The sequence below is a fragment of the Kitasatospora sp. NPDC040550 genome (assembly GCF_055594965.1).
In genome coordinates this window covers 1-21,884 of sequence record NZ_JBVIWC010000047.1, presented here as the reverse complement: position 1 = coordinate 21,884, position 21,884 = coordinate 1, and the positions used below count along the sequence as shown (strand labels likewise).

18 protein-coding genes are annotated in these 21,884 nt (G+C 74.0%); 11 read left to right on the top strand and 7 right to left on the bottom strand.

What is annotated here, in order from left to right; translation table 11 throughout:
- From ACZ58X_RS38875 to ACZ58X_RS38865, 3 genes are read right to left on the bottom strand one after another with little or no spacing between them, the layout of a single operon-like run.
- Window positions 1-1,293 carry a coenzyme F420-0:L-glutamate ligase gene (locus tag ACZ58X_RS38875; RefSeq protein ID WP_470338287.1) on the bottom strand — a complete coding sequence of 431 codons (1,293 nt, stop codon included), beginning with the start codon at window positions 1,291-1,293 and terminating at the stop codon, window positions 1-3.
- Complete coding sequence (gene cofD / locus ACZ58X_RS38870) at window positions 1,290-2,249, bottom strand: 2-phospho-L-lactate transferase (RefSeq protein WP_470338286.1); 960 nt, start codon at window positions 2,247-2,249, stop codon at window positions 1,290-1,292. Before cofD ends, ACZ58X_RS38875 begins: the two co-directional genes overlap by 4 nt.
- A 41-nt stretch (window positions 2,250-2,290) precedes the next feature.
- The gene (locus ACZ58X_RS38865; RefSeq protein ID WP_470338285.1) at window positions 2,291-2,953 is read right to left on the bottom strand and encodes a cysteine dioxygenase; all 663 of its coding nucleotides are present in this window, start codon (window positions 2,951-2,953) and stop codon (window positions 2,291-2,293) included.
- A gap of 618 nt (window positions 2,954-3,571) precedes the next feature.
- On the opposite strand from ACZ58X_RS38865, the gene ACZ58X_RS38860 reads away from it, so the two are divergent.
- The 3 genes from ACZ58X_RS38860 (at window position 3,572) to ACZ58X_RS38850 (ending at window position 9,676) form a co-directional block, all read left to right on the top strand.
- A complete protein-coding gene (locus ACZ58X_RS38860) occupies window positions 3,572-3,844 on the top strand; it encodes a WhiB family transcriptional regulator (protein WP_063349134.1) in 273 nt (90 codons plus the stop codon).
- 252 nt (window positions 3,845-4,096) lie between these two features.
- Entirely contained in the window at window positions 4,097-7,960 is a 3,864-nt protein-coding gene (locus ACZ58X_RS38855) for a glycosyltransferase (protein ID WP_470338284.1), read from the top strand.
- Window positions 7,961-7,966: 6 nt separating this feature from the next.
- Window positions 7,967-9,676 carry a DUF5719 family protein gene (locus ACZ58X_RS38850; protein WP_470338283.1) on the top strand — a complete coding sequence of 570 codons (1,710 nt, stop codon included), beginning with the start codon at window positions 7,967-7,969 and terminating at the stop codon, window positions 9,674-9,676.
- A 35-nt stretch (window positions 9,677-9,711) separates the two neighbouring features.
- Here ACZ58X_RS38850 and ACZ58X_RS38845 read toward each other — a convergent pair whose 3' ends face one another.
- Complete coding sequence (locus ACZ58X_RS38845; RefSeq protein ID WP_470338282.1) at window positions 9,712-10,164, bottom strand: metallopeptidase family protein; 453 nt, start codon at window positions 10,162-10,164, stop codon at window positions 9,712-9,714.
- 253 nt (window positions 10,165-10,417) lie between these two features.
- Between ACZ58X_RS38845 and ACZ58X_RS38840 the strand changes: the two genes are divergently transcribed.
- The 6 genes from ACZ58X_RS38840 (at window position 10,418) to ahcY (ending at window position 16,685) form a co-directional block, all read left to right on the top strand.
- Window positions 10,418-10,783 (top strand): DUF3499 domain-containing protein, encoded by a 366-nt coding sequence (locus ACZ58X_RS38840; RefSeq protein WP_030289946.1) that lies wholly within the window; start codon window positions 10,418-10,420, stop codon window positions 10,781-10,783.
- Between the two features lie 127 nt (window positions 10,784-10,910).
- Window positions 10,911-12,296 carry a phosphomannomutase/phosphoglucomutase gene (locus ACZ58X_RS38835; protein WP_470338281.1) on the top strand — a complete coding sequence of 462 codons (1,386 nt, stop codon included), beginning with the start codon at window positions 10,911-10,913 and terminating at the stop codon, window positions 12,294-12,296.
- Window positions 12,297-12,394: 98 nt separating this feature from the next.
- Window positions 12,395-12,577, top strand: a complete 183-nt coding sequence (locus ACZ58X_RS38830; protein WP_470338280.1) for a Trm112 family protein — start codon at window positions 12,395-12,397, stop codon at window positions 12,575-12,577.
- Window positions 12,578-12,658: 81 nt separating this feature from the next.
- Window positions 12,659-13,912: an SIS domain-containing protein gene (locus ACZ58X_RS38825; protein ID WP_470338279.1), complete on the top strand. Its 1,254-nt coding sequence runs from the start codon at window positions 12,659-12,661 to the stop codon at window positions 13,910-13,912.
- 18 nt (window positions 13,913-13,930) lie between these two features.
- Window positions 13,931-14,908 (top strand): cation diffusion facilitator family transporter, encoded by a 978-nt coding sequence (locus ACZ58X_RS38820; RefSeq protein ID WP_470338278.1) that lies wholly within the window; start codon window positions 13,931-13,933, stop codon window positions 14,906-14,908.
- A gap of 328 nt (window positions 14,909-15,236) precedes the next feature.
- Window positions 15,237-16,685 carry an adenosylhomocysteinase gene (ahcY, locus tag ACZ58X_RS38815; RefSeq protein ID WP_470338277.1) on the top strand — a complete coding sequence of 483 codons (1,449 nt, stop codon included), beginning with the start codon at window positions 15,237-15,239 and terminating at the stop codon, window positions 16,683-16,685.
- Between the two features lie 86 nt (window positions 16,686-16,771).
- On the opposite strand, the gene ACZ58X_RS38810 is transcribed toward ahcY, so the two are convergent.
- Together ACZ58X_RS38810 and ACZ58X_RS38805 are read right to left on the bottom strand one after the other, a co-directional pair.
- Window positions 16,772-17,803, bottom strand: a complete 1,032-nt coding sequence (locus ACZ58X_RS38810) for a hypothetical protein (protein ID WP_470338276.1) — start codon at window positions 17,801-17,803, stop codon at window positions 16,772-16,774.
- Window positions 17,800-18,312, bottom strand: a complete 513-nt coding sequence (locus tag ACZ58X_RS38805) for a SigE family RNA polymerase sigma factor (RefSeq protein ID WP_470338275.1) — start codon at window positions 18,310-18,312, stop codon at window positions 17,800-17,802. Before ACZ58X_RS38805 ends, ACZ58X_RS38810 begins: the two co-directional genes overlap by 4 nt.
- Window positions 18,313-18,447: 135 nt before the next feature.
- Here ACZ58X_RS38805 and ACZ58X_RS38800 point away from each other — a divergent pair, with 135 nt between their 5' ends.
- Window positions 18,448-19,077: a hypothetical protein gene (locus tag ACZ58X_RS38800; protein WP_470338274.1), complete on the top strand. Its 630-nt coding sequence runs from the start codon at window positions 18,448-18,450 to the stop codon at window positions 19,075-19,077.
- Between the two features lie 94 nt (window positions 19,078-19,171).
- On the opposite strand, the gene ACZ58X_RS38795 is transcribed toward ACZ58X_RS38800, so the two are convergent.
- Complete coding sequence (locus tag ACZ58X_RS38795; protein WP_470338273.1) at window positions 19,172-20,173, bottom strand: RDD family protein; 1,002 nt, start codon at window positions 20,171-20,173, stop codon at window positions 19,172-19,174.
- A gap of 243 nt (window positions 20,174-20,416) precedes the next feature.
- Here ACZ58X_RS38795 and ACZ58X_RS38790 point away from each other — a divergent pair, with 243 nt between their 5' ends.
- Window positions 20,417-21,421, top strand: a complete 1,005-nt coding sequence (locus ACZ58X_RS38790; protein ID WP_470338272.1) for a stage II sporulation protein M — start codon at window positions 20,417-20,419, stop codon at window positions 21,419-21,421.
- Window positions 21,422-21,884 lie beyond the last annotated feature (463 nt).

Genomic DNA, 21,884 nt, shown 5'->3' with positions numbered 1-21,884 from the left:
TCACCGCACCGCGACGAACGCCTCGGCGCTCCGTTCCGCCCGGACCTTCGGCGCCTCCGCCGCCCGCCCGACCGCGACGGCCCCCATCGGGTCCCACCCCTCCGGCAGGTCCAGAGCCGCCCGAACGGTGTCGCGGCAGAACATCGTGGAGGAGACCCAGGCGGAGCCGTACCCCTCACCCGTGAGCGCGACCAGCAGGTTCTGCACGGCGGCCCCCACGGCCACCGTGAACATCTCCCGTTCGGCGGCGGCCCGCCGCGGGTCCGGGTAGTCGTGCGAGCCGTCCATCACCAGGCACGGCACCACCAGGTACGGCGCGTCGCGCAGCACGTTCCCGCGGGCGGTGCGGCGGGCGATCCGGGCCTCGTCCCAGCCGTCGAGCTCGCGGAGGTCGCGCTGCCAGGCGCCGAGCATCGCGTCCAGCAGCCGCACCCGGGTCTCGGCGGACTCCAGCAGCACGAACCGCCAGGGCGTGGTGTGGTGCGGGGCGGGCGCGGTGACGGCGGCGGCCACCGCGCGCCGGACGGCGGCCGGGTCGACCGGGTCGGCGGTGAAGGACCGGACGGTGCGCCGCAGGGTGACGGCCTGGCGCAGCGCCTCGGAGGTGCCGAGCCGGAACATGTCGTCGGCGGCGGGCCGTACCAGCGGCCGGGTGCCGGCGCCGTCCTCGGCGGTGACCAGGTGGCCGAGTCCGCGGACGACGGCGACCGGGACGCCGCCGGCCTTGCCCTTGACGAGGTCGCCGGCGGCCGCGAGTTCGTCGGCGGTCGCGGTGACGGTGAGCACCAGTTCGTTGCCGTGGCTGTCGGTGCGCCCCCGGTGGTCCTCCAGGACGGACAGTCCGGCGGCGCCGATCGCGACGTCGGTGAGCCCGTTGCGCCAGGGCCGGCCGAAGGTGTCGGTGACGACGACGGCGATCCGGTGGCCGGTGAGCTGCTGGAGCCGGGCGCGCAGCGCGCGGGCCGAGGCGTCCGGGTCCTCGGGCAGCAGCAGGACGGTGCCGGGGGCGGTGTTGGAGGCGTCGACCCCGGCGGCGGCCATCACGAAGCCGTTGCGGTTCTCGACGATCCGGGCCGGTCCGCGCCGGGCGACCACCCGGACGGTCTCGGCGTCGATCGCGGCGTCCCGGTCGGCGGCGTGCAGCAGCCGGCCCTCGGCCTTGCTGACGATCTTCGAGGTGACCAGCAGGATGTCGCCGTCGCGGTAGGTCCCGGCCTTGGCGATCAGCCCGGCGAGGTCGGCCCCGGCCTCGACCTCGGGGATGCCCCGGACCGGAAGGATCTCGATCGTCACGTGCGGACCTGCTCGGCCAGCGCCAGCGCCGCGCGGGCCATCTCGGCGGTGGCCTCGACGTCGGTCATCAGCAGCGGGACGGCCCGGCAGGCGATCCCGGCCGCCTCGACGGCGGCCACCGCGCCCTGGTCGGCGGTGTCGACGAGCCAGCCGTCGATGAGTTCGGAGCCGTAGTTCAGCGCGACCGCCTCGGCGGTGGCCTCGACGCCGACGGCGGCGAGCACCTTGTCGGCCATGCCCCGTACCGGCGCCCCGCCGATGATCGGGGAGAGCCCGACCACCGGCGCCGGGGCGGCGGCGACGGCGTCCCGGATGCCGGGGACGGCGAGGATGGTGCCGATCGAGACGACCGGGTTGGACGGCGGGAAGAGGATGACGTCGGCCTCGGCGAGGGCCTCCAGCACGCCGGGCGCGGGCTTGGCGGTGTCCGCGCCGACCGGGATGATCGCCTCGGCGTCGACGGCGGCGTGCAGCCGGACCCAGTACTCCTGGAAGTGGACGGCCCGGGTGCCCTGTTCGTCGGTGATCCGCACGTGGGTCTCGACCCGGTCGTCGCTCATCGGCAGCAGCCGCACGCCGGGCTTCCAGCGCACGCACAGCGCCTCGGTGACCTGGCTGAGGCTGTACCCGGCGGTGAGCATCTGGCTGCGCACGAGGTGGGTGGCGAAGTCCCGGTCGCCGAGCCCGAACCACTCGGGGCCGACGCCGTACTCCTTCATCTCGGCCTTGATCGACCAGGTCTCGTCGGTCCGGCCCCAGCCCTGTTCCTCGTGGATGCCGCCGCCGAGGGTGTACATCACGGTGTCGAGGTCGGGGCAGACCTTGAGTCCGTAGAGGTGGATGTCGTCGCCGGTGTTGCCGATGACGGTGATCTCGTCCTGCGGTCCGACCGCCGCGAGGAGTCCGCGCAGGAAGCGCGCCCCGCCGATCCCGCCTGCCAGTGCCACGATGCGCATGGGGTCATCCTGCCACGGTCGGACTCTTCGTCAGGCCTCGGTCAACGCCGCTCGGACTCCGCCGCGTGCGCGTGCTGCTCCGGGACGGCGGTGGCGGTGCCGTACTGGTTCATCGCGGTCAGGCCCGGGGCGTAGAGGTGGATGGAGACGGCGGGTTCGAGTGCGCCGTTGACCACCTCGTGCAGGTAGCCGGAGGAGAACACCCGCTGCCCGCCGGGGCGCAGGGTGCGGGCGGCCGAGCCGCTGGGGGTCCCCCCGGCCGAAGGCTGGGGGAGGGTGAGCGAGCGTTCGGTCAGTTCGCCCCGGACGACGGTCATCACGCCGGAGGACTCGCCGTGGTCGTGGAAGCCGCTGCTCTGGCCGGGCAGCCAGCTGAGCAGCCAGACCTCGTAGCCGGGGCCGGTCTCCAGGCGGGCGTACCAGCGGGTGAGCGCGTCGTAGCGGACCAGCGGTTCCCAGCGGGAGCGGTCGGCGGCGATCTCGCGGACCAGCCGGGCGTACCCGGCGACGGTGGTGGGGTGGCCGGGCAGGTCGGTGCGGGCGAGGTGCGGGAAGGCGAGCGGGTCGCCGGCGATGGAGACGTCGCTGAGGCCGTCGGCCCAGCGGTGCCGGTGGTCGCGGCGGGGGGCGTGGGTGGCGGCGAGGCCGCGGCGGGCGTGCTTGTTGCGGTCGCGGTTCCGCTTGCGGATGCGGATCATGCGCACGGGAGTCGTCCTCGGATGGCTCGGCTGGTCGGGGAGCAGCCGGATCCGGGATGTCCTGGGGCGGGAGTCGCGGGCGGCCTCTGTGCTTCCTGGGCGGCGCGCGGTGGGACGCGGGCGCCTAGATACAGCAGGAACAGAGGCGACAACAGGAGTTCACGGCACGGCGGAGCGTGGAACCGCTCCGGGGGCTGGCGAACTCTGACATGGGGGAAAGGAGACCGCATCGCCTGGGGCGGTGTCAAACCGAAGGATGCGGCATTCGAGTGGATTAGGTCCGGATCTTGCCCGGATGGGGTGATTCATCACTCTCTATGTTTCGATGGGAAGATCGCCGGGAAGGCAGGCCGATGACCGGCCTGTCACGGTGACCGAGCGTCATTCCGCGAGTGATTGCGGGCGTTTCGATGTCGCCCGGGGCTTTCGGATCGAAAGTCTGATGTGTCCGGATATGTACACTATTCGTAACGGCTTGGTGCCAGGGAGTGAATCCCGGCCTCAATACCAGAGCTCGGCTTGACTGGGCCAGAGTGACGCAACTGTAATTTCACTCGTGTCGTCAGCCGCACGAGGCAACGGCAACCACGGGGACGCCAAGTAGGGGCAGAGGAGGCGCGCCACATGAGCGAGCTCTTTGAGCTGTTGATCGGGGACGGCATCGCGGAGGAAGAGGAGGAACTCGGCTGGCAGGAGCGCGCGTTGTGCGCCCAGACCGACCCGGAGTCCTTCTTTCCCGAGAAGGGCGGCTCGACCCGCGAGGCGAAGAAGGTCTGCCTCGCCTGCGAGGTCCGCTCGGAGTGCCTGGAGTACGCCCTCGCCAATGACGAGCGTTTCGGCATCTGGGGCGGCCTCTCCGAGCGCGAGCGCCGCCGGCTCAAGAAGAGCGCCGTCTGACCGGGGCGGCCCCGACCGATTCCGCTGACCCTCCGCCACCGGCGGACGGCCGCACAGCTGTACGAGCGCCTCACCGCGACGGTGGGGCGCTTTCGTGTTCCCGGAGCGGTTCTTGCCGATCCCGGGTCCCCTTCTTCACCGCCTCCGCACCGGCACCGGGCACGAAGCGGCCATCCGGAGCCGTTAGTGTGGTGCGCCATCCGGTTGCCGTTCACCGGCTGTGTCCACCGAGAACTGGGGCCCGCGCACTCGATGACCGTCTACAGCCACCAGAGCGGCTTCACCGCTTCCAGGCCGCCCGCCTACCCGCGCCACCTGGTCACCGCGGTGATCGTCTCGCACGACGGCGCCCGCTGGCTGCCGCAGGCCCTGGCCGGACTGCTCGGCCAGGACCGCCAGGTCCAGCGGATCCTCGCGGTCGACACCGGATCCACCGACAACTCCCCGCAGCTGCTCGCCGACACCCTGGCCGACTGGCTGCCCGACAGCGGCCCGCTGATGCTCGGCCGCCGGGCCGGCTTCGGCACCGCCGTCGCCGAGGCCGTCGCGAGCAGCGCGCCCCTGCGCCCGGAGGACCTCCCGTACCGGCTCGACCCCTCCGGCTACGACCCGGTCACCGGCGGCTGGGACGACTACGGCGACCCGCTCGCCCAGGAGGACGACCTCGGCCGCGGCGGCCCGCGCGAGACCCAGCCGGTCGAGTGGCTCTGGCTGCTGCACGACGACTGCGAGCCGCAGACCGACGCGCTGCGCCGGCTCCTCCAGGTCGCCGACTCCACCCCCAGCGCCGGCGTCGTCGGCCCCAAGCTGCGCAGCTGGTACGACCGCCGCCAGCTGCTGGAGATCGGCGTCACCATCGCCCGCTCCGGCCGCCGCTGGACCGGCCTCGACCGCCGCGAGCAGGACCAGGGCCAGCACGACCAGGTCCGCCCGGTGCTCGCCGTCTCCAGTGCGGGCATGCTGGTGCGCCGGGACGTCTTCGAGGAGCTCGGCGGCTTCGACCGGGCCCTCCCGCTGATGCGGGACGACACCGACTTCTGCTGGCGGGTCAACGCCGCCGGCCACCGCGTGGTGGTCGCCCCCGACGCCGTGCTGCGGCACGCCGAGGCGGCCAGCCGCGAGCGCCGCGCGATCGACTGCGGCCCCTCCCACCCGCACCGGGTGGACAAGTCCGGCGCCGTCTACACCCTGCTCGCCAACTGCAAGGGCGCGCTCTTCCCGTACGTGCTGCTGCGCCTGGTGCTCGGCACCCTGGTGCGGGCCGTCACCAACCTGCTCGGCAAGGACCCGCGCCAGGCGGTCGACGAACTGGCCGGCCTCGGCCACGAACTCGTCCGCTTCCCACGGCTGTTGGCCGCGCGCAAACACCGTGCCCGGACCCGCGCCGCGGACGCCCTGGACGACCGCACGCTCTTCCCGGCGCCCGGCGCCACCACCCGGCTGGCCGTCGAGGGCGTCATCGGCTCGCTCGGGATAGGGGGCGGCGACGACACCGGCAGCCGGCACGGCTCGGTCGAGGCCGGCGGCGACGAGGACGGCGAGGACCTCGTCGTCGAGCAGTTCGCGCTGATCAAGAAGCTGGCCCGGCGCCCCGCGCCGGTGCTGTTCGCCGCCCTGCTGGTGTTCGCCCTGGTCGCCTGCCGCAGCCTGTTCGGCAGCGGTGAGCTGTTCGGCGGCGCCCTGCTGCCCGCCTCCGACGGCGCGGGCGGCCTGTGGGCGATGTACGCGGACGCCTGGCACCCGGTCGGCACCGGCTCGGCCGCCGCCGCACCGCCGTACCTCGGCGTGCTCTCGGTGCTCTCCTGGCTGCTGTTCGGCCACGCCGACCTCGCGCTCACCCTGCTGGTCGTGCTCACCGTCCCGCTCGCCGCGGTCAGCGCCTACCTGGTCTCCCGGCCGCTGCTGGACTCCAAGCTGGTCCGCGCCTGGGCCAGCGCCACCTACGCGCTGCTGCCCGCCGCCACCGGCGCGCTCGCCCAGGGCCGGATCGGCACCGCCGTCCTCGCCGTGCTGCTGCCGCCGCTGGCCCGCGCCGCCGCGATCGCGGCCGGCCTGGGCATCCGCCAGGAGAGCGCCGCCAAGGGCGCCCGCCCCGGCTGGCGGCCGGTCTGGATGACCGTCCTGCTGCTCACCCTGGCCACCGCCTTCGTCCCGCTGACCTGGGCGCTCGCGGTACCGCTCTGCCTGGCCGTGCTGGTCTTCGCGGTGCTGCGCGGCGGCGCCCTCGGCTCCGGCGGCACGGCGCTGCGGCTGCTCGGCCTGCGCGTCCTGGTGATCCTCGCGGTGCCGGTCGCGGTGCTCGCCCCCTGGTCGTTGAAGGTGCTGTCGCACCCGCAGTGGCTGCTGCTGGAGGCCGGGCTGCCCGGACTGCACGGCGCCGGGGCGAGCGCGGCCGGCCTGCTGCTGGTCAACCCCGGCGGCGCCGGGGTGCCGCCGGTCTGGCTCTCCACCGGTGTCGTCCTGGCCGCGCTGGCCGCGCTGCTGCGCGCCGACCGCCGCCGCGCGGTGCTCGCCGCCTGGGGCGCGGCCGGTGCCGGGCTGGTCTTCGCGGTCGCGGTGGCGGGCACCTCCGTCACCCCGGCCTCCGGCGGCCAGCCGGTGCCCGCCTGGGCCGGCCCGGCCACCCTGATCGCCGGGATCGCCCTGCTCGCCGCCGCCGCGATCGGCGCCGACGGCGCCAACACCCGGGTCGCCGGGATCGCCTTCGGCTGGCGCCAGCCGGTGGCCGCCCTGGTGGTGGCCGCCGCCGTGCTGGCCCCGCTGGGCACCGGCCTGTGGTGGGCGCTGACCGGCGCCGGCGGCCCGCTGCACCGGGCCGCGGCCGGCCAGGTGCCCGCCTTCATCGCCGAGGAGGCCGGTACCAGCGACCGCTCCCGCACCCTCGTGGTCACCGGCCAGAAGGGCGCCGTCCGCTACACCGTGGTGCGCGGCGCCGGCCTGACCCTCGGCCAGGCCGAGTCCACCGTCGACCCGGCCACCGGCACCCAGGGCGGCCTGGACCGGATGGTCGGCAGCCTGCTGGCCGGCTCCGGTGCCGACCAGGCGAACGCCCTGGCCGGCTACGGCATCGCCTACGTGCTGGTCGAGCGGCAGGCCGTGGACGCGTTCAAGGACGTCCTGGACACCACCCCCGGCCTGGTGAAGGCCAACCAGGACGGCGACGCCGCGCTCTGGCAGGTCAACGGCGCGCCCGCGGTGCGCGCGGTGATCACCGCCCCGGGTGCCAACCCGGTGGTCGTCCCGTCCGGCGAGCGCGACCTCGCCACCACCGTCCCGGCCGGCCCGGACGGCCGGGTGCTGCGACTGGCCGAGGCCGCCGCCCCCGAGTGGAAGGCCACCGTGGACGGCACCGCCCTGGAGCCCACCACGGTCGACGGCTGGGCGCAGGGCTTCAAGCTCCCGGCCGCCGGCGGCAAGCTGAGCGTCACCCGCGAGGGCAGCCTCGTCCACACCGGCTGGATCTGGGCCCAGGTCCTGGTCGGCCTCACCATCCTGGTGCTGGCCCTGCCCGGCCGCCGCAGCCACAAGGACGACGACCTGCCCGAGGAGGTGGTCGCCGCCGCCGCGCTGGCCGCCGCCCAGGCGCAGACCCCCGCCCCCGGCAGCCGCCGGGCCCGCCGGATGGCCGAGCGGGGCGAGGGCGGCGAGCCCGGCGCCGAGGAGCCCGGGGTGTACGACGGCCCGCCGGGCGCGATCCCGGCGCAGCCCACCGGCGTGCCGGTGACCGGGGCGGTCCAGGCGGCCGCCGCCGTCCAGGAGGCCGAGCCGTACACCGACCCGTACCAGACGTACCAGCAGGCCGACCCGTACAGCTACGACCAGTACGCGGCCCAGCAGCCGGTGGCCGGGCCGTACACCACCCAGGGCTACGAGGGCCACGGGTACGACGGCCACCAGCAGGGCTACCCGCAGCAGGGGTACGACCAGCAGGGGTACGAGCAGTACCCGCAGGAGCAGTACGGCTACGACCCCTACCAGCAGCAGCCCGGGCAGCCCCAGCAGACCTGGCTGCCGGGCCAGCAGCAGGGCGAGCCGTACTACGACCCCAACGAACCGGGCGGCACCGGTCACCCTTCCGGGAACTACAGCCCCCACCAGCACGGATCGGGGAGCTGACCCGCCATGAAGAAGCCCGCATTCGGGAAGAAGTCCGCCGCCCGGGCCGAGCAGCCCGTCGAGCCCGCCGCCGCTCCGGCCGGGGCCGCGGAGCCCGCCGGCGCGCCGGGGACGGCCCCCGGCCGGTCCGCGGGGAAGACCACCCAGTCCCTGCTGGCCGCGGCCGTGGTGCTGGCGGCCGTGTTCGGGATCGCCGAGGTGCGCCCGCCGGCCGGCCCGGCCAAGGCGGACGGCGGGGCCGCCCCGAGCACCGCGCAGGTCGAGCGGACGGCGGCGGTCTGCCCGCAGCCCTTCCAGGGCCTGACCGGTTCGACCACGCTCACCGCCTACACCCCGCCCGGCACCGGCTCGGCCACCGGCGGCGCCGGCTGGCTCTCCGAGCAGGCGGCCCCGGCCACCCCGCCGAGCGCGGCCCCGGCGCCCAGCGGATCGCCGACCGCCGCGCCGAGCGCGGCCCCGAGCGGCTCCGGCGCCCCGGCCACCCCGGTCCCGGACAAGAACGCCGCGCCCGCAGACGCCAAGCTGACCCTGAGCAAGCCCGGCACCCCGGCCACCGGCCCGGCCAGCAACGGCGACGCCGCGCCCGGCACCGGGGCGGTCGCCACCGGCGCGCTCGCCCCCGGCTTCACCGTCACCCAGACCACCGTGGTCACCGAGCAGCGCGGCACCGGCCTGTCCGGCCTGACCTGCACCCCGGAGAGCACCAGCTTCTGGTTCGCCGGGGCCAGCACGGCCGGCGACCGGGTCGACTACGTCAGCCTGGTCAACCCCGAGTCCTCCGCCGCGGTGGTCGACATCAAGCTGTACGGAGACAAGGGCCTGATCGACAACGACGCCGCCAACGGCATCACCGTCGCCCCCGGCAGCTCGCAGTCCGTCCTGCTGTCGACGATCAGCAAGGGCGCCGTCACCGACCTCGCCGTGCACGTGGTGGTGCGCTCCGGGCGGATCAGCGCCGCGCTGCACGCCGCCGACGGCGCCAAGGGTGCCGACTGGGTCCCCGCCTCGGCCGAGCCGGCCGCCACCCAGGTGCTGCCCGGCCTGCCCGCCGACACCACCGCGGCCCGGCTGGTGGTCTGGGCGCCGCCGGAGGACGACGCCGACCTCAAGATCCAGCTGTCCGGCAAGAACGGCTGGTTCACCCCGGCCGGCAACGAGTCGATCCACGTCAAGGCGGGCATGGTGGCCGCCGTCGACCTCGGCAAGGTCACCCGGGAGGAGGTCGCCGGGCTGCGGCTGTCGCCCACCGACGACCGGCACCCCACCAAGATCGTGGCCGGCCTGCGGGTCGACCGCACGGGCGGCAACGGCAAGAGCGACGCGGCCTGGCTCACCGGCAGCGCCCCGGTCGGCGCCCGCGCCACCGTCGCCGACAACCGGGCCGGCGCCTCGACGATCTTCCTGACCTCCGCCGGCGACGCGGCCACCGTCAAGGTCACCGGCTCGGCCGGCAGCGGCGGCGGCACCCCGGCGACCAAGGAGGTCCAGCTCCCGGCCGGCGGGACGGTCGCCATCCCGGCACCCGAGCCCGCCGGGCTGAACGGCGTCTTCGCGGTCACCGTGGAGACCGAGTCCGGCGGCCCGGTGGTCGCCGCCCGGATGCTCTCGCTGCCCGCCAAGGACGTGCCGATGTTCACCGTCCAGGCACTGCGGGACGACCACAGCACCGTGCAGGTCCCGCAGGCCACCCAGGACCCGGGCGTGGTGCTGCGCTGAACAACCCTTCCGGGGCCCCGCGGGGCCCCGGAAGGTCAATCCTCGTCGTAGCGCGGGTCGATCGCGTCCGGCGACAGCCCCAGCAGCTCGGCCACCTGCTCGATCAGGATCTCGTGCACCAGCGCCGCCCGGTCCTCCCGGGTCTTCGCCCGGATCTCCACCGGCCGCCGGTACACCACGATCTGGCTCTTGTGGCCCTTCTGGCCCGGCGACACCCGGCCCAGCGGCACGCCGTCCTCGGTGTCGGCGCCGTCCGGCTCGTGCAGCGGCACCTCCTGCACGGCGAACTCCACCTCGATCAGCTGCGGCCACCGCCGCTCCAGCCGTTCCACCGACTCGCGCACGTAGTCGTCGAACAGTTCGGAGCGGGTGAGCGAGATCGGCACCTGGGGCGGGGCCAGCGGGCCGCGCAGCCCCCTGCCGTGCCGGTCGCGGTGCCGGGGGCGGCGCGAGGGGCCTGTCGATGACTGCGGTGCGGAGCTGTCCATATCACTGCCGAGAGTAGTCCTTGGCGGGTCGGAAGTGGACCACTCCGACGGGGGAATCGCCGGTGCGACGGCGCGTGCCCGAGCGGCCGGAGCGAGCCGCGCGACAGGAGCCGGGCGGCGCGCCCGGGGCGCCCCCACGGCCCGGCGGAGCCCCGGTGAGCGGGCGCCGGCGGGCACCCGGACCGCGACACGGCACCCCCGCCGGACAGGCGGTCTTCGCTCCCCGGCGGGGAGTGCGGTACCGTCCACCCTCGTGAGCTCTGTACGTCGTTGTTCGCGGACCGCGTGCGGCCGACCGGCCGTCGCGACGCTGACGTACGTCTACGCGGACTCCACCGCCGTACTGGGCCCGCTCGCCACCTACGCCGAGCCGCACTGCTACGACCTGTGCGCCGAGCACGCCGAGCGGCTCACCGCCCCGCGCGGCTGGGAGGTCGTCCGGCTCGCCGCCGAGGCCGGACCGCTGCGCCGCAGCAGCGACGACCTGGAGGCCCTCGCCAACGCCGTCCGCGAGGCCGCCCGCCCGCAGACCCCCCGTCAAGGCCGCGGCCCCGAGGGCGAGTCCACCGAGGGCGGCCGCCGCGGCCACCTCCGGGTCCTGCGCTCGCCGGACAACTAGGACCTCGCCCCGCACGGTGCGTCCGCCCGGCCCGGGTACGCTGCCCGTCTGACACCACCGCGATCCGTCGACCGGACGCGTCGGTGGCCCGACGTATCGATCAGCACAGAACCAGGGTGGAGCCGCAGTGCGCGACCTCAAGCAGCTCGTGAAGGCGTACGACGTCCGAGGTGTCGTCCCGGACCAGTGGGACGAGAGCCTGTCCCGGGCCTTCGGCGCCGCGTTCGTGCAGGTCACCGGGGCGACCGCGATCGTGGTCGGGCACGACATGCGCCCCTCCTCGCCGTCGCTGAGCCGGGCCTTCGCCGAGGGCGCCGCGGCCTACGGCGCCGACGTGGTCGAGATCGGCCTCTGCTCGACCGACCAGCTCTACTACGCCAGCGGCAAGCTCGACCTGCCCGGCGCGATGTTCACCGCCAGCCACAACCCGGCCCAGTACAACGGCATCAAGCTGTGCCGGGCCGGCGCCGCCCCGGTCGGCCAGGACACCGGCCTGTCCGAGATCCGCGAGCTGGTCGAGTCCTGGACCGCCGAGGACGACACCGTCACCGTCCCGGCCAAGGACGTGAAGCCCGGCGGGCTCTCCGCCCAGGACACCCTGCGCGGCTACGCCGACCACCTGCTGGGCCTGGTCGACCTCAGCGCGATCCGCCCGCTGAAGGTCGCCGTGGACGCCGGCAACGGCATGGGCGGCCACACCGTGCCGACCGTCTTCGACGGCCTGCCGATCGAGCTCGTCCCGATGTACTTCGAGCTGGACGGCACCTTCCCCAACCACGAGGCCAACCCGCTCGACCCGAAGAACCTGGTCGACCTCCAGGCCGAGGTCCGCAAGGTCGGCGCCGACATCGGCCTGGCCTTCGACGGCGACGCCGACCGCTGCTTCGTCGTCGACGAGCGCGGCGAGCCGGTCTCCCCGTCCGCGATCACCGCCCTGGTCGCCGCCCGCGAGATCGCCCGCGCCCAGGCTGCCGGCGAGGCCGAGCCGACCGTCATCCACAACCTGATCACCTCCTGGACCGTCCCCGAGGTGGTCCGCGAGCTCGGCGCCACCCCGGTGCGCACCCGGGTCGGCCACTCCTTCATCAAGCAGGAGATGGCCGTCACCGACGCCGTCTTCGGCGGCGAGCACTCCGCCCACTACTACTTCCGCGACTTCTGGCGCGCCGACACCGGCATGCTGGCCGCGCTGCACGTGCTGGCCGCGCTCGGCGGGCAGCCGGGCACCCTCTCCGAGCTGACCGCCGAGTACGACCGCTACGCCGCCTCCGGCGAGATCAACAGCACCGTCGCCGACCAGGCCGCCAGCACCGCCGCCGTCCGCGCCGCCTACGCCGGCCTGGAGGGCACCACGGTGGACGAGCTGGACGGCCTCACCGTGGCCGGCCCGGACTGGTGGTTCAACCTGCGCGCCTCCAACACCGAGCCGCTGCTGCGCCTGAACGTCGAGGCCAAGGACCCGGCGCGGATGGCCGAACTGCGCGACGGCGTGCTGGCCCTCGTGCGCGCCTGACCGGACCGCGCCTGACCGGAGCGCACCGTGCCCCGGCCGGTAGGGTTGCCTATCGGCCGGGGCACCTCCGTGCCACCACCGAACTTTGGAGAGCCCCCATGAAGCTCGAATCCTTCCTGCTGGAGATCCTGGTCTGCCCGCAGTGCCGGGCCGCGCTCGCCGAGGGCGGCACCGAGGAGCAGCCCGAGCTGATCTGCACCGGCGCGGACTGCGGCCTCGCGTACCCGGTCCGCGAGGGCATTCCGGTCCTCCTGGTGGACGAGGCCCGCCGCCCGGCCTGATCCTGGGGGGCGGGTCCACCCGCCCCGGGGCCGACGCCCCACCCGCGCCCGCCGACCACAGGACAGCCGGAGGCCCGCCGCATGCTCGACGACACCCTGCTCGACGACCCGGCCGCCCTCCAGCGCGCCGACCACGACCGCGCCCTGCTGGCCCTGGCCGGCGCCGGCGCCCGGGTCCGCACCGCGCTGCGGCAGGCCGACGCGGCCGGCCTCGACCGGCTGCGCCCCGACGGCCGCCCGCGCGCCGTCCTGGTCGCCGGGCACGGCAGCGCCCTGACCGCCGCCGAGATCCTCGCCGCGCTGGCCGGGACCGCCACCCTCGTCGTCCCGCTGCCGCCGACCGAGGCCGTCGCCCCGCGCGCCGACCGGGCCGGCGCCCCGCCCGCCTTCACAGCCGGGCTCGGCTGGCAGCTGCCCGGCTGGGCCGGACCGCTCGACCTGCTGGTGATCAGCTCCGCCGACGGCGGCGAGCAGGGCCTGATCGGCCTCGCCGAGCAGGCCTACGCCCGCGGCTGCTCCGTCGTCGTCACCGCCCCGCCCGGCAGCCCGCTGGCCGAGGCCGCGCTGCAGGTGCGCGCGCTGCCGCTGCCCTACATCGGCACGGTGCTGCCCGACGAGGGCCTGCCCGCCGCACCGGCCGCCGAGCCGGACCTGCCGGCCGAGGACCCGGCCGCGCTGTGGTCCCACCTGACCCCGCTGCTGGCGCTCGCCCAGAAGCTCGGCCTCACCCAGCTGCCCTACGACGCGCTGCCGGCCGTCGCCGACCTGCTGGACACCGCCGCCGTGCGCTGCCGCCCGGACGCCGCCGCGTACACCAACCCGGCCAAGGGCCTGGCCGCGCGGCTGGCCGGGACGGTCCCGCTGCTGTGGGCCGAGGGCCCGGTCGCCGGCGCCGCCGCCGGCCGGTTCGCCGCCCAGCTCGCCGAGCGGGCCGGCCGCCCGGCCCTGACCGGCCTGCTGCCGCAGGCGCTCACCGTCCACCGCGGCATGTTCACCGGCCAGTTGGGCGCGGGCGCTGACCCGGACGACTTCTTCCGCGACCGGGTCGAGGAGCCCGACCCGCTGCACCTCCAGGTGCTGCTGCTGCGGCACGTCCCCGGGACGGGCACGCCGGACCCGGCGCAGGAGCAGGACGGCCCCGCCGAGGTGCCCGAGGACGACGAACGACCGCGCAGCTTCGGCGTGCGCCGCGCCCACCGGCTGGCCGCCGCCCACGACGTACGGCTCACCGAGTACGCGAGCACCCTCGCGGACCCGCTGCACGCGCTGGCCGACCTGATCGCGCTGACCGACTTCGCCGCCGTCTACCTGGGGCTGGCCGCCGCGCAGTCCTGAGGCCGCTAGTCTCTGCCCATGAGCACAGAGGGCGGGACGAAGGCACTGGTCGCGGCGCTGTCCGCCAACCTGGCGATCGCGGCGGCCAAGTTCACCGCCTTCGGCTTCACCGGCTCCTCCTCGATGCTGGCCGAGGGCGTGCACTCGGTGGCCGACTCCGGCAACCAGGTGCTGCTGCTGATCGGCGGCAAGCGGGCGCGCCGGGCGGCGGACGAGGAGCACCCGTTCGGGTACGGGCGCGAGCGCTACGTGTACGGCTTCCTGGTGGCGATCGTGCTGTTCAGCGTCGGCGGCCTGTTCGCGGTCTACGAGGGCTGGCACAAGGTCAACCACCCCGAGGCGCTGGACTCCTGGGGCTGGGCGGTGGGCGTGCTGGTCTTCGCCGTCGCGATGGAGGGCTGGTCCTTCCTGACCGCGGTGCGCGAGTCCGCCAAGGCCAAGGGCGGCCAGGGCTGGGTGCAGTACATCCGCACCGCCAAGGCGCCGGAGCTGCCCGTGGTGCTGCTAGAGGACACCGGCGCACTGATCGGCCTGGTGCTCGCGCTGCTCGGCGTCTCGCTCACCGTGATCACCGGCGACGGCGTCTGGGACGGCGTCGGCACCCTGTGCATCGGCGTGCTGCTGGTGGTGATCGCGGTGGTGCTCGCGCTGGAGACCAAGTCGCTGCTGCTCGGCGAGTCCGCCGACAAGGACTCGGTGCGGCGGATCCGCGCCGCCCTGGTGGACGGCGAGGCGGTCACCGGGGTGATCCACATGCGCACCCTGCACCTCGGCCCGGAGGAGCTGCTGGTCGCCGCCAAGATCGCTGTCAACGCGGAGGACAGCGCCGACCGGGTGGCGCGGGCCATCGACGCGGCCGAGGAGCGGGTCCGCGCCGCCGTCCCGATCGCCCGCGCGATCTACCTGGAACCGGACGTCTACAGCGCCGAGAAGGCCGCCGCGGGCGAGGACCCGGCGGCCACCCCGGGCGGCCCCGGGCCGGGCGCCGCGCACTGACGGGCGTCCGGCGGGGCGGTCGGGCGACGGCCGGATCCGGCGGCCCAAATCAGTCATCCGCGGACGCCCGATGGGGCCATCGGTGTAGATTCGTCACCAGAGCCAGAACGTCGCTGCTGATGGCGGTCGATCGGCGGTCCGCGCCCGTAGGGTGTGCGCCGGTCGAGGGAGAGAGGTCCTCCGACGGTTTGTGCTGCGCAGCAGGGAGCCGGTCCGCCACCGCGGGATCCGGTGGCTCCGGCGTAGCCGTGCACCCGTACGGCCCGCCATGCGCATCGCACATCCGGACCTCGGCCCGTGCCCCACCCCATCAGCGAGGAGCAGACGCATGTCGACCGACATCACCGGTGACTTCAAGGTCGCCGACCTTTCCCTGGCGCCGTTCGGCCGCAAGGAGATCCAGCTGGCCGAGCACGAGATGCCCGGCCTCATGTCCATCCGCGCCGAGTACGCCGCCGCGCAGCCGCTGGCCGGCGCCCGGATCACCGGCTCGCTGCACATGACCGTCCAGACCGCGGTGCTGATCGAGACCCTGACGGCGCTCGGTGCCGAGGTCCGCTGGTGCTCCTGCAACATCTTCTCCACCCAGGACCACGCGGCCGCCGCCATCGCGGTCGGCCCGGAGGGCACCCCGGAGAACCCCCAGGGCGTGCCGGTCTTCGCCTGGAAGGGCGAGACCCTGGAGGAGTACTGGTGGTGCACCGAGCAGGCGCTGACCTGGCCCGACGGCAAGACCCCGAACATGATCCTGGACGACGGCGGTGACGCCACCCTGCTGATCCACAAGGGTGTCGAGTTCGAGAAGGCCGGTGCCGCTCCGGACCCGTCCACCGCGGACAACGACGAGTTCCGGATCATCCTGGAGCTGCTCAACCGCACCCTTAAGGACACCCCGAACAAGTGGACCGAGGTCGCCGCCACCATCAAGGGCGTGACCGAGGAGACCACCACCGGTGTCCACCGCCTGTACGAGATGCACCGTGACGGCCAGCTGCTGTTCCCGGCGATCAACGTCAACGACTCGGTCACCAAGTCGAAGTTCGACAACAAGTACGGCTGCCGCCACTCGCTCATCGACGGCATCAACCGCGCCACCGACGTCCTGATCGGCGGCAAGGTCGCCGTCGTCTGCGGCTACGGCGACGTCGGCAAGGGCTGCGCCGAGTCGCTGCGCGGCCAGGGCGCCCGCGTCATCGTCACCGAGATCGACCCGATCTGCGCGCTCCAGGCGGCGATGGACGGCTACCAGGTCGCCACCCTGGACGACGTGGTCGAGACCGCCGACATCTTCATCACCACCACGGGTAACAAGGACATCATCATGGCCTCGCACATGGCCCGGATGAAGCACCAGGCCATCGTGGGCAACATCGGCCACTTCGACAACGAGATCGACATGGCCGGTCTGGCCAAGCTCGACGGCGTCGTGAAGACCGAGGTCAAGCCGCAGGTCCACGAGTGGCGCAAGGCCGACGGCCGCACCATCATCGTCCTCTCCGAGGGCCGCCTGCTGAACCTGGGCAACGCGACCGGCCACCCGTCCTTCGTGATGTCCAACTCCTTCGCGAACCAGACGATCGCCCAGATCGAGCTGTTCACGAAGACCGAGGAGTACCCGATCGGCGTCTACGTGCTGCCGAAGCACCTGGACGAGAAGGTCGCGCGCCTGCACCTCGACGCGCTGGGCGTGAAGCTGACCACCCTGAGCCAGGAGCAGGCCGACTACATCGGCGTCCCGGTCGAGGGCCCGTACAAGTCGGAGCAGTACCGCTACTGATGCGGTGAGTTCCGCGACGCGGGAGAGTTCCCGCTGACGCCGGTGGCCGGCACCCCCGTGGGTGCCGGCCACCGGCGCGTCCGGGCTCAGCGCAGGTTGCTGGTCGTCCAGGTGCTCTCGTCCGCACCGGTGACGTGCGCCAGCTTCAACAGGCCCGCCAGGCCGCCGATCGGGTCGAGTCGGGGCAGGATGTCGGGCCCCGTGGACGCGCAGACCTGCAGGCCGCCTTCGTGCCGGCACTGGGCGAGGGGCGGGAGGTCCCTCAGCTCTCCCTCCGGGGCCGCGGTGACGGTGACGATCTTGCCGTCGACCGCGAGGGCGATCCGCGCCTCCCAGGGGACCGACCCCGTGTAGCGGAGCACGGAGGCGGAGTCCGGCCGGATCCACACCGGAAGCCCGCTCAGCCAGAGCGGCATCGGGACGTCCCGGCTGCCGCCCGTGACGGACTCCGCGATCCGGATCAGGTCCCCGTCCGGGATGACCTTGTTCTCGAGGTGCGTCGCCCTGACCACCGCCCACCGGCCGTCGGCGGTCTGCCAGCGGAGGACCCGGTCGCTGCTGTCGTAGCGGGGCTCGGACGGGTGCTCGACCCAGTACGCCGTCCGTCCGTTGATCGGGGGAGCAGGGACCTTGGCCTCGTCCGGAAGGGTCCCGAGGGCCGGTTCGGGGCCGGGGGCGAGGAGGACGATGAAGAGACGCCGGTAGGCCGGCTTCGGTTCGACGGCGGTGAGGTTGGAACCGAAGGTGCCCGCGGAGTAGCCGATACCGTGCTCGCGGTCCACCCAGTCGGGCAGCCAGCCGACCTTGAGCTCGGAGGTCAGTGCGGGGATACCGTCGACGGCCTTGTCGGCGGGGGACGGGTCCGGGTCGGCCGCAGTCGTGGCGGAGGCCGGGGACACGGCGGGTGTCGTGTTCCCGGTCCGGGGCGCCATCGCCGTGATGCCGATGGTGAGCGCCGTCGCGACGGCCACCGCACCGATCGCCGCCCCCTGCCGGGCGCGCAGCCGGGCGCGGCCCCGGGCGATGGACACGGTGGCGTCGAAGGCCGGAGGCGGGGCCGACTCCTCGGCCAAGTCACGGAGCTGGAAGGCAAGTTCAGCATTCTCGAGGATGCTCATGAGGTCCTCTCCACGGTCGTGGGAACGGGGACGAGACTGCTGCGCAGGGTCTCCAGGGCCCGTGAGCTCTGGCTCTTCACGTTGCCCGCCGAACAGCCCAGGGCCTCGGCGGCCTGGTCGATCGACAGGTCGCAGTAGTAGCGCAGGACGACGGTGGCCCGCTGCCGGGGCGGCAGGGCCGCGAGCGCCCGGCGCAGGTCGAGCGAGGCGTCCAGGTCGAGGACCGCGGCCGCGGTGTCCGGGTCGAGGTCCGTCCGCACCGTGCGGCGCCACCAGGAGGTGCGCTGCTCGGCGAGGAAGGTGTTGACCAGTGTGCGGCGGGCGTAGCCGTCCCGGTTGTCCGCCCGGCTCGCCTTGGACCAGTGCACGTACAGCTTGGTGATGGTCTCCTGCACCAGGTCGTCGGCCCGGTGCCAGTCCCCGCACAGCAGATAGGCGACCTTCCGCAGCCAGCCGCCCCTGGAGGCCACGTACTCCGTGAACTCCTCGTCGCGCGTCTGCTTCGCCATCCGCACCCCCTCTCGTCGTCCTGCTCCCGTGGTCCGGCTTTCGTGGTCGGGGCGGCGTCTCCCGCGCCGCCCGACCCTCTGATGCGGGCACCGGCCCGGAACGTTGCAGCGGACGCCGGTGCGTAGGCTTCGGGCATGCCCAACGGTCGGTACTCGCTCCATGACACCCATGACCACGTGCTGCTCGGCGAGGAGCGGTTCAGCTGCGCGCCCGGGGCGGCCGGGTGGCGGTACGTCTCCAAGACCTACGCGCCGGACGGGCGGGTGATCGGCAGCGTCGACCTGACGCTGGACTCGCGGGCCCGGCCGCTGCGGATGGAGCTGCGGGCCGGCGGCTGGCAGGTGCGCGGCGGTGCGGTGGACGGGGTGGCCTGGGTCCGCACCGACGCGGCCGACCCGGGCGGCGAGCACGCGGCGGAGGGGCACGACCGGGCGCACGGCTTCGCCGGGCGCTCGCCGGGCTTCCTGGTCGCCACCGCCCGGATGCTGCGGCTGCGGGAGGGGGCGAGTGCGCGGGTGCGGCTGGTGGCGTTCACCGAGCCGGTGCTGGCGCCGCGCACCTTCGACCAGGGGTGGCTGCTGGAGGGCGTGGACACCCACGGGACGGACTCGGGGCCGCTGCTGGTCGAGCGGTACCAGGTGGCGGACCTGGAGACGGGGGAGCAGCAGGTGGTGCACCTCGCCGGGGACGTGGTGCTGGCGGCGGCGGGGATCGAGCTGGAGGAGCTCCAGTCGCCGCCGAACACCTGGTCGGCGGGGGAGTAGCGGCGGGGCCTGGGCTCGGCTCGGGCCGGCGCAGCTCAGGCGCGCGCGGTTCGGGCGGGCGGGCTCAGGGGGGGGTGGGCCCAGGCGGGCGGGCTCAGGCGGGCGGGGCGAAGCCTGCGTCGGGGGCGGGCGGGGTCGGCTGAGAGGGCTTGACGAAGGACGGGGCGGCGGGGGCGGCCGGCGTCGGGACCGGGACCGGGGGCGTCGGTACGGGCGCGGGTGCGTACGCCGCGGGCACGCCGAGGACGCGGTGGGGGCGGCCGTCGGCCGTGGGGACGGGGGCGGCGGCCGGGTGCGGGGCGGGTGCCTGGACGGGGGCCGCGGCCGCGAACCGCTGCTGGGCGCGCATCCACTCCCGGCGCTGCCGTTCGGTGAGCACCGCGCCCAGGTAGGCGGCCGGGTGCAGCCCCGGCGGGATCGGGTTCCCGATCCGGGCGGCCAGGTCCTCGGCCAGCCCGGTGGCCATCCGGAAGGTCACGCTGGGCTCCAACTGGCCGACCCGGACGAGAAGTTGACGGATCGCCAGCCAGAGCGGCTCGGGCACCGCGGACAGGTCCATCGCGACCAGCTCACGACCCATGTCGTGCAGCAGCTGCGGGTGCACCGGGGGCATCGGGCCGGCGGCCCCGGCTCCGGCCGGGGTGCGCTCGCGGACCACGACCGTCCCGGCGAAGATGTCGCCGAGCCGCTTGCCGTCCGAGTTCAGCGTGGAGGTGATCACGGCCGGGGCGCCGGTTATCGCGATCAGCTCGAAGAAGCCCACCAGCCCCCGCACCAGCGAGTGCCGGAACCGGACCGGGCCGCCGTCGGTGCGCACCACCCGCAGGCCGAGCGCGGCCTTGCCGACCGAGCGACCGTGGCTGAACGTCTCGATCATCACCGGCAGGGCGACCAGGAAGAAGACCGTCATCCCGAGCATCGTCGCGGCCAGCGCCGCGCTGTCCAGGTCGGACAGGGCCACGCTCAGCACCAGCGTCGACACGAACAGGGCGGCGAACTCGATGAGCAGGTCGAGCACGATCGCCAACGCCCTGCTCGGAAGCTTCGCCGTCTGCAGGTCGAGGACGACCGCCTCACCCGTCACCAGGTCGCTCAAGACACCTGTCCGTTCACGCTCATGCGAGCAGGTGGGAGCGCGGTTGGACCGGCCCCCACTGCCCGCTCTCCGCAGTCTGATCCGCAGCGGCCAACATACGGCGCCCGGTGGTCGCACGGGAAGTGAGATCCCGGCGGCCGGGGCGGCGACGGCTCCTGGCATGCTGGGCCCGCACGTGTCCGCACGTACCCGCCCGACCCGCGCACGCGCGCCTCGCGCCATCGCCGACCATGGAGCCGCCGAATGGACCTGGACGTCTTCGTCGCAACCCACCAGGGGGAGTGGGCCCGGCTGGACGCCCTCGCCCGTAGGCGCCGGCTCAACGGGGACGAGGCCGACGAGCTGGTCACCCTCTACCAGCGCGCCACCGGCCACCTGGCCAAGGTGCAGGCCGCCGCACCGGACCCGGCCCTGATCGGCCGGCTGACCGGCCTGGTGTCGCGGGGCCGCAGCGCGGTGACCGGTGCCCGCACCAACGGCTGGCAGGACGTCGCCCGCTACTACACGGTGAGCTTCCCGGCCGCGCTGTACCGCGCGCGCCGCTGGTGGATGCCGGTCGCGGCGGTGTCGATGGTCCTCACCGTGCTGATCGCCTGGTGGATGGCCACCCACCCCGAGGTCCGGAACAGCCTGATCGCGCCGGACGAGCTGCGCGAGCTGACCCGCCCCGGCGGACAGTACGAGGCGTACTACTCGGACCGGCCGGCCAGCTCCTTCGCCGCCCAGGTCTGGACGAACAACGCCTGGATCGCCGTGCAGTGCCTGCTCTTCGGTATCGCGCTGGGCATACCGGTGCTCGTCGTGATGTGGGTCAACGTGGTCAACCTCGGCCTCGGCGTCGGACTGATGGCCTCGGCCGGACGGCTCGACATCTTCCTGGGCCTGCTCATCCCGCACGGCCTGCTGGAGCTGACCACGGTCTTCGTGTCCGGCGGCCTCGGCCTGCGCCTCGGCTGGACCCTCATCGACCCCGGCCCGCGCACCCGCGGGGTGGCGCTGGCGGAACAGGGCCGCTCGATCATCGGCATGGGAATCGGGCTGGCGACCGTGCTGGCGGTGGCCGGAGTGCTCGAAGCCTTCGTGACCCCGTCCGGCCTGCCGACCTGGGCCCGGATCTCCATCGGTGTCGTGGCGGAGGCGGCGTTCCTCACCTATGCGCTGGTACTGGGCCGGAAGGCCGCGGCGAGCGGGGAGTTCGGCGATGTGGATGCGGCCGACCGGGCGGACCTGCAGCCCGTCGCGGCCTGAGTCGATGTGATCGACAGGCCGCTGACCTGCTAGTCTTCTCGCATCCCGACCAAACCATTGACGTGGTGTGGGTGGGCTAGTAGGTTTGAACGGTTGGGACCGACTGGACAACGGTCGGCCCCGGGCGTTAGTGTCTACGACACCGCCGAAATCGAGGCGAGCGCGTTTCACGAAATGCGCGCCCTCCGACGAAGCAAATCCCACGGACGGAACGCTCCGAAAGCTTTGATAGGCTTCGGAACGAAGTTCGCAGGAAATCCCGCCAGTGGGAATCGGATGAATGAAACTCCGGAAAACGGAGCGGAAAACATCTGGTAAGCTGGAAACACGAAAGAACGAAGCGCCCGGAGGGCCCGCTGGAAGGCGGCCCGAAGGAAGCGTCCGTTCCTTGAGAACTCAACAGCGTGCCAAAAGTCAACGCCAGATATGTTGACATCCCCGGCCTCGATCGTCCGATCGGGGT

Excerpts from the sequence above, each read along its gene's own strand:
- ACZ58X_RS38850 (WP_470338283.1), top strand. The coding sequence starts at position 7,967 with ATGAAGAAGCCCGCATTCGGGAAGAAGTCCGCCGCCCGGGCCGAGCAG.
- ACZ58X_RS38800 (WP_470338274.1), top strand. The coding sequence starts at position 18,448 with ATGCCCAACGGTCGGTACTCGCTCCATGACACCCATGACCACGTGCTG.
- ACZ58X_RS38825 (WP_470338279.1), top strand. The coding sequence starts at position 12,659 with ATGCTCGACGACACCCTGCTCGACGACCCGGCCGCCCTCCAGCGCGCC.
- ACZ58X_RS38820 (WP_470338278.1), top strand. The coding sequence starts at position 13,931 with ATGAGCACAGAGGGCGGGACGAAGGCACTGGTCGCGGCGCTGTCCGCC.
- ACZ58X_RS38810 (WP_470338276.1), bottom strand. The coding sequence starts at position 17,803 with ATGAGCATCCTCGAGAATGCTGAACTTGCCTTCCAGCTCCGTGACTTG.
- cofD (WP_470338286.1), bottom strand. The coding sequence starts at position 2,249 with ATGCGCATCGTGGCACTGGCAGGCGGGATCGGCGGGGCGCGCTTCCTG.
- ACZ58X_RS38855 (WP_470338284.1), top strand. The coding sequence starts at position 4,097 with ATGACCGTCTACAGCCACCAGAGCGGCTTCACCGCTTCCAGGCCGCCC.
- ACZ58X_RS38860 (WP_063349134.1), top strand. The coding sequence starts at position 3,572 with ATGAGCGAGCTCTTTGAGCTGTTGATCGGGGACGGCATCGCGGAGGAA.
- ahcY (WP_470338277.1), top strand. The coding sequence starts at position 15,237 with ATGTCGACCGACATCACCGGTGACTTCAAGGTCGCCGACCTTTCCCTG.
- ACZ58X_RS38805 (WP_470338275.1), bottom strand. The coding sequence starts at position 18,312 with ATGGCGAAGCAGACGCGCGACGAGGAGTTCACGGAGTACGTGGCCTCC.
- ACZ58X_RS38790 (WP_470338272.1), top strand. The coding sequence starts at position 20,417 with ATGGACCTGGACGTCTTCGTCGCAACCCACCAGGGGGAGTGGGCCCGG.
- ACZ58X_RS38830 (WP_470338280.1), top strand. The coding sequence starts at position 12,395 with ATGAAGCTCGAATCCTTCCTGCTGGAGATCCTGGTCTGCCCGCAGTGC.
- ACZ58X_RS38845 (WP_470338282.1), bottom strand. The coding sequence starts at position 10,164 with ATGGACAGCTCCGCACCGCAGTCATCGACAGGCCCCTCGCGCCGCCCC.